The 12,545-nt window shown below is 55.9% G+C and carries 9 protein-coding genes; 2 read left to right on the forward strand and 7 right to left on the reverse strand.

The genetic code is table 11. The annotated features are described in order from the left end of the window. Window positions 1-11: 11 nt before the first annotated feature. A complete protein-coding gene (locus tag J9880_RS05480) occupies window positions 12-593 on the forward strand; it encodes a maltose acetyltransferase domain-containing protein (protein WP_095924400.1) in 582 nt (193 codons plus the stop codon). A gap of 7 nt (window positions 594-600) precedes the next feature. On the opposite strand, the gene aaeB is transcribed toward J9880_RS05480, so the two are convergent. From aaeB to aaeX, 3 genes are read right to left on the reverse strand one after another with little or no spacing between them, the layout of a single operon-like run. Then, window positions 601-2,559, reverse strand: coding sequence for a p-hydroxybenzoic acid efflux pump subunit AaeB (aaeB, locus tag J9880_RS05485; protein WP_195816573.1), 1,959 nt, complete (start codon window positions 2,557-2,559; stop codon window positions 601-603). A gap of 9 nt (window positions 2,560-2,568) precedes the next feature. After that, a complete protein-coding gene (gene aaeA, locus J9880_RS05490) occupies window positions 2,569-3,504 on the reverse strand; it encodes a p-hydroxybenzoic acid efflux pump subunit AaeA (protein WP_095924398.1) in 936 nt (311 codons plus the stop codon). A 7-nt stretch (window positions 3,505-3,511) separates the two neighbouring features. Further along, window positions 3,512-3,715, reverse strand: coding sequence for a p-hydroxybenzoic acid efflux pump operon protein AaeX (gene aaeX, locus J9880_RS05495; protein WP_015698919.1), 204 nt, complete (start codon window positions 3,713-3,715; stop codon window positions 3,512-3,514). 274 nt (window positions 3,716-3,989) lie between these two features. Between aaeX and aaeR the strand changes: the two genes are divergently transcribed. Further along, complete coding sequence (gene aaeR, locus J9880_RS05500; RefSeq protein WP_095924397.1) at window positions 3,990-4,928, forward strand: HTH-type transcriptional activator AaeR; 939 nt, start codon at window positions 3,990-3,992, stop codon at window positions 4,926-4,928. A gap of 46 nt (window positions 4,929-4,974) precedes the next feature. Here aaeR and tldD read toward each other — a convergent pair whose 3' ends face one another. The 4 genes from tldD to J9880_RS05520 form a co-directional block, all read right to left on the reverse strand. Then, window positions 4,975-6,420, reverse strand: coding sequence for a metalloprotease TldD (gene tldD, locus J9880_RS05505; RefSeq protein WP_095924396.1), 1,446 nt, complete (start codon window positions 6,418-6,420; stop codon window positions 4,975-4,977). Between the two features lie 143 nt (window positions 6,421-6,563). Beyond that, window positions 6,564-10,391, reverse strand: coding sequence for an AsmA2 domain-containing protein YhdP (gene yhdP / locus J9880_RS05510; RefSeq protein WP_232770194.1), 3,828 nt, complete (start codon window positions 10,389-10,391; stop codon window positions 6,564-6,566). 98 nt (window positions 10,392-10,489) lie between these two features. Beyond that, window positions 10,490-11,959 carry a ribonuclease G gene (gene rng, locus J9880_RS05515; RefSeq protein WP_013577287.1) on the reverse strand — a complete coding sequence of 490 codons (1,470 nt, stop codon included), beginning with the start codon at window positions 11,957-11,959 and terminating at the stop codon, window positions 10,490-10,492. Next, window positions 11,949-12,542: a Maf family protein gene (locus J9880_RS05520; protein ID WP_095924394.1), complete on the reverse strand. Its 594-nt coding sequence runs from the start codon at window positions 12,540-12,542 to the stop codon at window positions 11,949-11,951. Before J9880_RS05520 ends, rng begins: the two co-directional genes overlap by 11 nt. Window positions 12,543-12,545 lie beyond the last annotated feature (3 nt).

Genomic DNA, 12,545 nt, shown 5'->3' on the forward strand with positions numbered 1-12,545 from the left:
AGGAACACGCAATGTCGACGCGCGAAAAGATGAATAAGGGTGAGCTGTATACGGACATGGGCGAAGGATTGCCGGAGGAACGCTGTGCCGGAAAAGAGCGGGTGTATGATTTCAATCTCACGCGCCCTTCTGAAGAGGCAAAGCGCCTGCAATTGCTCAAAAGTATTATGGGCAGTCTGGGGGAGTCCTGCTGGATAGAGCCGCCGCTGCGTGTCGCCTACGGCACGCATATTCATATCGGCAACCACTTTTATGCCAACTTCAATCTCACGGTGGTGGATGACGCCACCGTGACCATTGGCAATAACGTGATGATCGCACCGAACGTCACGCTCGCCACCGCCGGACATCCCATCGATCCTGACATCCGCATCACCGGTCAGCAATTCTCGCTGCCTATCGTCATTGAAGATAATGTCTGGCTGGGCACCGGCGTGATAGTCAATCCGGGGGTGACGATTGGGCGTAACAGCGTGATTGGAGCTGGCAGTGTGGTGACCAAATCCATTCCCCCGGATGTGGTCGCGGCAGGTGTACCCTGCCGCGTATTACGTCCGATCACCGCCAGCGACCGTGAGGCTTTCCTGAAATAGCCGCCGGTCAGGCAAGGAACGCATGCTGATAACGGTGCAGCATGTCAGTCAGACGCCGCACCGGCTCGGTCACTTTCAGCGGTGCGTCGTACTCAACCAGTTTTTCCTGATATTCGCCCAGCTCTTTCAGTAAACGCTGATAGTAATAGGTGCGTTTGCCTTCGCCTGAGGACGACACTACATGATCGGCGGTGTTACGGATTTTCTTGTGGAACGCTGACAGCTCGTCATTCACCGGCACTTCGGCCAGTTTCATGCGCTGATGGGCGATGATCAACAACAGCGCCAGACGGTACTTACCGATGTCATTCGGGAACATCACCAGCAACTGGTTCAGCTGATGGTACAGCGCCGGAAGATGGTTTTCCCGACGACGGTACGCTTTGGTGGTCAGCGCCGACACCGCGCTGCTCATGAAGCGGTTTAGCAGCGTACGACCGGTTTTCTCGCGGGATTTATCGCGAATAATCAGCAACACCGCCATGGCGATCACCGTACCAATCGCCTGCCCCAGCGCGTTGTCGAGAAACGACGTCACGTTAAAGACCATCGGGTTGCTGAGCACCAGAATGTTGATGGTGCCCGCCAGCAGGCCAAGCATGCCGAGGCGGCGCTTGGTGACTTCGATACCGATAAAGAAGGTGAAAATCCCCAGCATCAGACAGAGCAAAAACAGGCTTTGCTGCGTCGCGGGCATGATCAGCATAAACATCATCGAGCCGACCGGGATCGCCAGCAACATGCCGACGATAAAGTCCATCGCCATGCCTTTCGGGTTCGGCGTACGCATCGCCAGCGAGGTCACGACGGCGATGATAATCACGCAGCCGCTGGCCGACGTCCAGCCGGTCCACAACCACATCAGGCAGCCGATGGCGGTCGCCGTAAAGGTCCGCAGGCCGTTGACCAGCGCATGATGGCGTTCCGCAGAAACTGGACGCACTACCACCTCACCGTCGAGCACACCGCTTTCAACATTGTTAATGCTGCTGTTGGTATGGATGCCTTTCATCAGCAACAGCGCACGGGTACCGGCGCCGGTCCACGCGCTGAGGGTCATCAGCACGTTGTCGCTGTGCGTGCCGGTGATGATCTGACGCAACTGTTTCAGCCTGCGATGCACATCCGCCACGTTTTCAGCCGGTTCCGCAAACATCGCTTTCAGCTCAGGAGACAGCCGTTCCGGCGTGTTTTGCATGATCAGGTAGGTTTCGCACGCCTGAGTAATCATGCTCAGCGACGTGCTGTGCAGCGCTTTCAGACGACGGTTGACCCGCTGCCAGCGCGAGGATTCCATCATCAGGCTGCCACGCATGCCGTTCAGCGCCGTGGTGCTTTTCACCAGATTATTCCACGACTTATCAATTTCTTCGCGGGTGCCGATATTCACGCAAATCCGCATCAGCGCAAACTGATCCAACATCAGCTGACTGACGGCGCGGTCGATATCTTTTTTGATGGAACGGGGAGAAAACAGCAGGTCGGCGACAATGGCGCAGCAAATCCCGATGACGATTTCACTGCAACGTTCCACCGCAAACTGCGGTGTCTGTAGCGGCGCACTGGCGGAGGTCACCACAATAATCAGCGCGGTATAACCGGCCAGTCCCAGTGCATAGGAATTCTCAACGCGCACCAGTGAAGACCACCAGGTGCAGACACCAGCCCAGATACAGCACAACAGCAACATCACCACCGGCGCGCGGGCGGTGGCGATAACAATCACCAGCGCCGCGATACAGCCAATAAAAGTGCCGATCACGCGCAGGAAACCACGGTGACGAATAGCCCCGGCAAAGGGTTCGCCACCCGCCACCAGCGCAGGGCCGGAGGTGACAATGGCGGCGGTCATGGCTGACCAGCGCGGGGTTTCGAGTTGCAAATAGAACCCGAGAACCAGCGCGCCGAGGATGGCGAATGTCAGCTTGCAGGCAAAACGGACGCGCGGGATAAGTACGCTATTCATTTTCCGGCCTTAACCAAACTCTCTCAGGCGATGCAGGAGGCGAAGGAACGGAGATCCTTCATCTTGTTTACGGTCATGCTGACCCGTGATAACCACGGTGGCCGTGGTGCCTGCCGGATACGGATGTTGCTGATCTTCATCGTCGAGCACGATTTTCACCGGCACACGCTGCGCCAGACGCACCCATTCCAGGTTACTGTCGATGGTCGCCAGACCGTTGGTCGCCGCAGAGGAAGAGCTGTTGGTCACTGCGGCCGCCACACTGTCGACCGTACCGTGCATGATGCGGTTGCTGCCCAGCGGCGTGATTTCCGCACGGTCGCCTTTTTTCAGCCCCGGCAATTTGGTTTCTTCCAGATAAGCCAGAATGTAGAAAGAATTTTTCTTCACCAGCGCCACGGCGGTAGAGCCACGGTTGATGTAGTTGCCCGGATGCACGGTCAGGTTCGTCACCCAACCATCGGCAGGCGCAACCACCACGGTACGTTCCAGATCCAGCACCGCCAGATCCCGCGCAGCCTGCGCTTTCGCCAGCTGATGTTGGGCGGTTTGCAGCACGTTATTGGCCTGGTCGATCTCTTCCTGTGACATGGCCTGCACGCCCAGTTTCACACGACGTCCGGCTTCGCGTTTTTTCTCTGCGGCCAGCGCCTGGTAATAGGCGACGTCAGCACTCGCTTCGTCCAGCGCCTGCTGGTAGCGCGGCTGATCGATTTTGAATAGCACCTGGCCTTTCTTCACCAGTTGGTTATCAATCACCGGCACATCGGTGATAAGACCGGTGACGTCGGGCGCGATAGACACGACATCTGCGGTAAATTTGGCATCACGGGTCCACGGAGATTCGGTATAGAACGCCCAGGCTTTGAAGATTGCGATGACAGCCAGCACGACAAGAATCAACGTTATTGCATAACGTATTATTTTTATGGAGAAATTTTTCACAACGCCCTCAGACGAACATGCAGGAGATCAGGTAAAAAAGACAGCAGTACAACGCTGTGTTGAACAACGCCGGGTGCCAGACAAAGTCGTAGATCCCGGTAGGTTGCAATACGCGCCGCAGCAGGAAAAACACCACCAGCGCCAGCAGTATTTCAAAAAACACCGGAGGAAACGACAATCCGAAAATCACCATTACCGGAAGCAAACTCATCAAAAATTCCTTACATTATTACGACGGACAAACCAGTATCGTCCCGCGCACGCATTATTCATTATTTTAGGCAACGGCACGCGACCCCGTTGAAAAATAAATTCAGCGGAAGTGAACGGTAAAACCATGGGGTTGCCAGGGAAGTGTGCGAAGGTAAGCAGTCAGTCAGGAATACTGAAACCTGAGGTTTATCACCCGGAAGGGTATATTAGCGTGCTTATTATCAAGTAATCAACGTTCTGTGATCTAAATCACTTTTAAGCCAGAGTTAACAATGGACCGATTAAAACGCATGTCGATCTTTGCTCAGGTGGTCGAAAGCGGCTCCTTCACCGCGGCCGCACGACGTCTCGACATGAGCGTTTCCGCCATCAGCCAGACTGTCTCAAAACTGGAAAATGATTTACAAATCAAATTATTAAACCGCAGCACCCGCAGTATCGGCCTGACCGAAGCCGGTAAGCTGTACTATCAGGGCTGCCGGAAAATGCTGCATGACGTGCGTGAAGTGCATGAACAATTGTATGCCTTCAACAACACCCCGACCGGTACATTACGCATCGGCAGCTCCTCCACAATGGCACAAAATGTTCTTGCTGCGATGACGGCGGAAATGCTCTCCGAATACCCCGGACTGACCGTCAATCTGGTCACCGGCATTCCGGCACCGGATTTGATCGCCGACGGGCTGGACGTGGTGATCCGCGTCGGTGCGTTGCAGGATTCCAGCCTGTTCTGCACCCGCTTAGGATCGATGCCGATGGTGGTGTGCGCGGCGCGCAGTTATCTGGCGCAACACGGTACCCCGGAAAAACCCGCCGATATGGTGAATTTCTCGTGGCTGGAATACAGCGTCCGTCCCGACAGCGAATTTGAGCTGATCGCCCCCGAGGGTATTTCGACACGCATTACGCCGCAGGGCCGTTTCGTCACCAACGATTCGCAGACCATGATCCGCTGGCTGAAAGCCGGGGTCGGTATCGCCTATGTGCCGCTGATGTGGGTGATTGAGGAGATCAATAACGGTGAGGTGGAAATCCTGTTCAGGAGCTATCAGTCGGATCCCCGTCCGGTCTACGCGTTGTATACCGAAAAGGACAAACTGCCGCTGAAAGTGCAGGTGTGCATTGATTATCTGACGGATTATTTCAAACGGGTGAGCAAGGTATATCAGGGCTACAGGCAGGGCAAAAAAGTCACGCAGTGGAATTAACCCTCCCCTTATCAAAGAGGAGGGAAAACACCGAAATCATCTTCTGTTACGCAGTACCGCCGACGGTCAGATTATCCAGTTTCAGGGTTGGCTGACCCACCCCGACCGGCAGGCTCTGGCCTTCTTTACCGCACACGCCGACGCCTTTATCGAGCGCCAGATCGTTACCGACCATGGAAATCTGCTGCATCGCTTCAATACCGGAGCCGATCAGCGTCGCGCCTTTCACCGGTTTAGTGATCCGGCCTTTTTCGATCAGGTACGCTTCAGAGGTGGAGAACACGAATTTACCGGACGTGATATCCACCTGGCCGCCGCCGAAGTTTGGCGCATACAGGCCATACTCCACGCTGCTGATGATCTCTTCCGGCGTGGATTTGCCGCCGAGCATATAGGTGTTGGTCATACGCGGCATCGGCAGATGGGCATAGGATTCACGGCGGCCGTTGCCGGTCGGCGCAACACCCATCAGGCGCGCATTCAGTTTGTCCTGCATATAGCCTTTCAGCACGCCATTTTCGATCAGCATGTTGTACTGACCCGGCACACCTTCATCATCAATCGCCAGCGAACCGCGCAGATTCGGGATCGTACCGTCATCCACCACTGTGCAGAGTTCAGATGCCACCAGCTTGCCCATCTGACCGCTGAAGACCGAGGTGCCGCGACGGTTGAAGTCGCCTTCCAGACCGTGTCCGACCGCTTCGTGCAACAGCACGCCCGGCCAGCCCGCGCCCAGAACCACCGGCATGCCACCCGCAGGCGCCGCCACTGCGGTCAGATTCAGTAATGCCATCCGCACCGCATCACGGGCAAAGGCTTCAGCACGGACTTCACCGTTAACCGTTTCGAGGAAATAGTCATAACCGACACGACCGCCGCCGCCGCTTGAGCCACGCTCACGACGACCATCCTGCTCGACCAGCACGCTGACAGACAGACGCACCAGCGGACGGATATCCGCCGCCAGCGTCCCGTCGGTCGCCGCCACCAGCACGGTTTCATACACGCCGGTAATGCTGGCGCTGACTTCCTGCACGCGTTTATCTGCCGCACGGGCAATTTTGTCGACGCGGTGCAACAATTCGATTTTCGCTTCGCGGGGCAGGCTTTGCAGCGGATCCAGCGGAGAATAAAGAGATTTATAGGCAATTTCGCCCAGCGTATGCGCTTTGCCATTGCCCTGTTCACGGACAATGCTGCGGGCGGCTGTCGCGCTCTGGTTCAGGGCATTCAGGGTGATCTGGTCGGCGTAAGCAAAACCGGTCTTTTCGCCGCTTATCGCACGGACGCCCACGCCCTGATCGATATTGTAAGAACCATCTTTGATGATGCTGTCTTCGATCACCCAGGCTTCATGGAAACTGGACTGGAAAAAGAGATCGGCATAATCAAGACGACGTTCAGACAACTGGCCCAACACCGAAAACAGATCCTGATGACTCAGATTATTGGCAGTTAGTAACTGCTCACTGACTAAGGCCAGACTCATAGATGTTCACTCTCTTTTTAGACGACAATCCGGCGGGCTGACCGTGATAAAAACGGTCCGCCTGCCAGACAATCCATTGTGACAAGGTTATTTACAGCCTAACACAGCCCGCACGAGGTTTCCTGCCACCTTCGCCGCTGAGATTACTGTGCCACGGCGGCTTTCGGATGCTCCACGGGTTTGCGCAGAATTTCGTTGATGTGCGGATCCGCAATGGTGCCGCTGATCTGATAACGGATCAGCGAGATTTTATTCCACAGCGGCGCCAGCACTTTACTGGCGGCAAAGACGGCGACGCCGACCACCGGGTTAATGACGAAGGCGGTCGCCACGCCAACCGTGGCGGAAATTTCCGGTGCAATCACCGCTTCCAGATCCAGCTGCTGATTCACGAAGTTGACCTTGCCGGTGATGGCAATATCCGCTTCCAGACCATCTATCAGCAGGTCGTCCGTGTGCATCACACCGTCTTTAATCCAGGCGGTCGATTTGATCGAGTCAAAGTAGAAGCCCTGACCAAAGGTATCGCTGAAATCGAGGCGCAATTTACGCAGTAAGGCATCGAAGCTGACCAGACGCAGTAATTGTCCGGCGCGGCCGGTGCCGACATCCGCAATTTCGCCTTTGCCCAGCGTGTTTTTCAGCGTGCCGTTCAGCGTGCTGATATCCGGTTTCCACGGCAGGGATTTCCAGTGCAGGTCAAAGTTGACGTCAAACGGCGCGCCTTTTAGCGGCGTGGTCACGCCAAAGAATGACATGGCCTGCTCAATGTCTTTACCGGCAACTTTCCCTTTCAGGCCGGTATTCTCACCCTGTCCGTTCTGCGTCCAGTCACCCTGCACATCAAGGCGCGCCACGCCGGTATCAATCAGACCGTTACGCAACATCAGCTTATCGCCCTGCGGCGTCAGGTCAGCATTCACTTTGCGGAAGTTCTGTCCGAGGAACCAGCAAGCTTCACAACGCAGCTGCAATGCAGGCCAGCCCGAGAACGAAATCTTATCGCCTGCCAGCGGATTGCCCGCCGGCTGGTCGCTGCTGGCGACATCCGCCACGGTCCATTGCGGATTGAAATAGACATATTTCAGATTCGCCAGCCACGGGCCGTTGTCATTCATGTTCAGCTTACCGTCGATTTCCTTCCCTTTGGCCGTCACTTCCATGCCCTGATGCCCCTGAACCGAGGTGAGGGTCAGGTCGTTCCAGACTTGTCCGGCCAGCGTCAGTGCCGGTGTTGTCAGGATAATCTGGTGCGGGAAGCTGAAACCGGCCACTTTGCTTTTGGTATCCTGTGTCGCTTTTTCCGGCGACAGCAGGCCCAGCCAGTTCTCGCCATCCAGCGCAGGCAGATGCAGCGTCAGGCTGCTGTCTTCCGGCAACGGCGGCGTTTTTTTGCTGTTTGCCTGCCATGACGCGCGGTCCAGTTTCAGCTGTTTACCCAGCAGCCAGCGGCTGTTGAAATGGTCCTTGCCCGCCAGCACGCCTTGCAGGGTAAAGCTGTGAAGATCGCCTTTGACATTCACCACCAGCGGCATCGCTTGCCCGGCTTTCTTACTCAGTGGATCAGGTAAGTGACTGCTTACATCTTTCAGATCGGCGTTCACATCGACGGTGTATGTCGGCGTGCCTTTGTGCGGCAGGGTAATATTGACGTCGCCTTTCCACGGCGTACCGCCGGAAATCTTGCTGGCTGCCGCCGCAGGCAGACCCGGAATTTTGGACAATTGCCAGTTGGCATCCAGCCCGACCTGAACCCTGAAATCATCCGGCAGTTCCTGCGTACTGAACATCACGTTAACCGGTTGCCCGAACCAGTTGCCGGTGAGCCGGTTACTTTGCAGGTTGCCATTGTCATAACTGAACTGGCCGCTGAGATTGTTGATTTTGCTGTTCAGCGGTTTGATAAACAGGCTGTTGTCATTGAGCGTGACGCCCCCGGAGGCGCGCACCAGCTCGCCATCCAGCGGGATATCCAGATGTAAGCGACCATTCACATCGCCGCCGATTTGCAGTTCCTGTAAAGCCGAACCCAGCGAGTCGTGCAGCGGCGTATTCATGAAGTAATCGCCGATATCTTTACCTGAGCCGTGCAGATCGGCATCGATAAACAGTTTTTCTTTCAGGTAGTCAGGGATATTGGCGACCACGTTATTGCCATCAACGTTGCCCAGTTTGGTATGCGCGGCTTTCATAAACAGGCCGTCGTTAAGGAAATCGAGATCGATATCCAGATCGGTCAGCGCAGGCCATTTTGGCTGGTACTGGAAGGTCGAATGGCGCAGCGGCACCCAGACTTCAAACTGCCCTTCATTCTTTTTGAACGGGAAATGATGCGGATTGCCATTAAAGGTCAGCGTGGCATTATCCACCTGACCGCCCTGAATGGCGCCGCTCAGATAATCCACCAGATGTTTGCCCATCAGCGGTTCAGGGAAATAGCGCCACGCCTGCCCCGCATCATACAGGCGGATACCGGCCAGAATATTCAGCCAGGGTTCGCCTTTGACTGGCTGGTTGTAGCGGAAATCCCCTTTGGCCCACAGCGCATTGGCCTGTACATCCACGTCTTTGCCCGACAGCATCCAGCCATCCTTGCCGTTCGTCCAGTTAAAGGTCCCGGTCGCGGCGCTGACATCCAGCGGTGCGCGGAACATTTCGCCGTACGGCAGCAGGCTGTCCTGCAATTTCACGGTCATCTGACCGCCTGCCACACTGCCTTTCAGGCCACCGCTGAAATGGTTGATGCCAGGCAGCAGTTTCCAGCGCTGCCAGCTGACATCGTGCCAGTTCACATCAAAGCGGGTCTGATCCAATTGTTTGAGCGGAATATCCAGCGCGAGGCGATTGACGTTACCGGCGGGTTTTAAATCCTGCCAGCGTTCCAGCAGCGCCGGTGTCAGGAAGGAAAACGTCGGGATCACCGGCCCTAAACGTTCCAGCTGCAAATTCGTGCCGCGGATACGTAACTCTTCACCCTGCGTCGGCCCGAGAAAATCTGTATTTTCCGGCAGATAGAGCGCCTCAAGGCGACCTTTCGGCCAGGCCACGCCATCGGTTTTCAGGTTCAGCTGCTGCGTACCGACCTGCCAGCCATTACCCTGACGATTACCGTGCAGCGTCAGATTATCCACATCCAGCCGGTGTTCATCCGTGCCGGTTTTCCAGATGGCGGAACCGTTTTTCAGCAAGGCGTCTCCGGCAAAAATCTCGCCGTTGCGCACGGTCAGCCACGCCGCCAGGCTGAAGTTGGCATTCTCCAGACCGGTATTGCTGCGCAGCCAGCGGCTGAACCACGGCTTCATATCAATGTCGTCCGCCTGCAGGTAAATTTTACCGTTATTGAGCAGACCGTTGGTGTCATTGAGATCCATACGCAATTGCACAACACCGTGCTGCCCGTTGAAACTCGACAGGCTAAGCTGCCCTTCGGCACGGTGACGGTTGTGACTGTTCAGCCAGGTGAGCTGCGGAATATCAAATTCTGCACGCGGGCCGGAAGGCGTCGGGAAAGAAATGCGGCTGTTGCGCAGATCGAAATGGTCGACCTGCCGCAGGAAAATATCGCTGACACGCCCCGGCTTGATGCCGCTGCCTTTATTGGCATCGCCACCCAGCGGGGTGTTGAGATCGAGTTGCAGATTGTAGAAGGTGAGATCGCGGAACTGCCAGCGCAGGTGCAGCAGCGATTGCCAGACGTCCAGCGCCATGGTGATGCGCTGAACCTGCCATTTGGCGTCCGGTAAGGTCACCTGCAGGCCACGGATCTCCATAACCGGGCCAAAGGTTTTCCAGCTCGCGCTGACTTGCGACAATTCGATCGGTACGCCGGTGACCGCCTCGACTTTCCCGACCAGCTGATCCTGAAAGCGGGTCAGCTGAGGCAATGCCAGACGCAGGCCACTGATCACCAAAGCCACTATCACGACAAGGGTTGCGCTGGTGGTTAATAAGATACCGGGCAGTCGCCTCAAACCTCTCTCCTTGTTTTCCATTCCATGCCGGTTTTCACCCGCACAGACGGCAATGGAAACCTTTAACTTCCTGATGCTTCAGGCGAATAGCCATCTGATCACATCATGACGACGTCGAACTGTTCCTGACTGTAGAGCGGCTCAATCTGCACTTTGACCTGCTTACCGACGAAGATTTCCACTTCGGCCAGTGCATGGGATTCCTCTCCCTTGAGCGCCTCACCGACGGCCGCAGACGCATAGACCAGGAAACGGTCGGAATCATACGCATGATGCACGCGCACGATTTCACGCAGAATTTCATAGCAGACGGTTTCCACGGTTTTCACCGTGCCGCGCGCATGACAGGTCGGGCAATCGCTGCACAACACATGTTCGACGCTTTCACGGGTGCGTTTACGGGTCATTTCCACCAGACCGAGCGCCGAGAAACCATGAATGCCGGTTTTCACGCGGTCTTTCGACAGCGCCTGCTCAAGGCTGTGCAACACGCGACGGCGGTGATCTTCATTCGACATATCGATGAAGTCGATGATGATGATGCCGCCGAGATTGCGCAGTCGCAGCTGACGGGCAATGGCCTGCGTCGCTTCGGTGTTGGTGTTAAAAATGGTGTCTTCCAGATTGCGATGGCCGACAAACGCACCGGTGTTGATATCCACGGTGGTCATGGCTTCGGTCTGGTCGATAATCAGATAACCGCCGGACTTGAGTTCCACCTTGCGCTCGAGCGCGCGCTGGATCTCGTTCTCCACATCGAACAAATCGAAAATGGGCTGCTTGCCGCTGTAATGCTCCAGCTTACTGGTCATTTCAGGCATGTATTCGCTGGTGAACTCCACCAGCAATTCATAGGTCAGGCGGGAGTCCACGCGGATACGATCCAGTGCTTCACCGGCAAAATCACGCAGCACACGGTGCGCCAGCGCCAGTTCGCCATACAGCTTGCACTTGGTTTTGTTGCGACGTTTGCGCTCCATCACCTTGGTCCACAAGCGTTTCAGGTAGGCCGCATCCTGCTTAAGTTCTTCTTCGCCCACGCCTTCGGCCGCCGTGCGGATAATATAGCCGCCGTGCTCATCACAATATTCCGAGACGATACGTTTAAGGCGGTCGCGCTCCGCTTCGCTTTCTATACGCTGCGACACACCCACGTGTGACGCGCCGGGCATAAACACCAGATAGCGGGAAGGCAGCGTAATGTCAGTGGTCAGGCGTGCGCCTTTGGTGCCGAGCGGATCTTTCACCACCTGCACCATCAGATCCTGTCCCTGATGCACCAGCTCGGCGATATCACGCACATGGAAATTTTTCTGCTCATCACGCGCCACGCATTCGGTGTGCGGCATGATGTCGGACGCGTGCAAAAACGCCGCTTTTTCAAGGCCGATATCGACAAAAGCGGCCTGCATGCCAGGCAAAACCCGGCTGATACGTCCTTTATAAATGTTGCCGGCAATCCCGCGCTTGGTCTCACGCTCAATATGGATTTCCTGCAGAATGCCACCGTCAATGTAGGCCACGCGGGTTTCAGACGGGGTGACATTGACCAGTAATTCAGCTGTCATGTTTTCTCCTAAGCTCGCGTAAGGCAGAAAATTCATTTAGCAGTTCCTGGGTTTCCACCAGAGGAAGACCCACCACTGCATAGTAACTGCCGCGAATTTCACGGACGAAACAACCGCCCTTTCCCTGAATACCATAAGCGCCCGCTTTATCCATGGGCTCACCGCTCAGAATATAATGTGCAATGTCATCCGGGGATAGTGAACGGAAGGTGACATCGGTCACAACCAACGTATTGAGGCAATCCCGCCTGTCGGCAAACGCAATGGCGGTCATCACCTGATGCTGTCTGCCGGACAATGAGTTAAGCATAACAGCGGCTTGCGCTTCGTCACGCGGCTTTTCCAACACTTTACCGTCGAGGACCACAATCGTATCGGCGCCGAGCACCGGCAGATCCTCTGTTGCTACCTTCACACCGGCCTGCGCTTTCTCTTTCGCCAGCCGTAACACGTAAGCTTGCGGCGCTTCATCAGGCTGGCGTTCTTCGGCAACGTCGGTGACCAGACGTTCAAAAGGTTGCTCCAGCAGGGCCAGTAATTCACGGCGGCGCGGCGAACCGGAAGCCAGATAAAGTGCGGTCATAAC

Source organism: Rahnella victoriana (genome assembly GCF_021276285.1).
Classification (GTDB): domain Bacteria; phylum Pseudomonadota; class Gammaproteobacteria; order Enterobacterales; family Enterobacteriaceae; genus Rahnella; species Rahnella victoriana.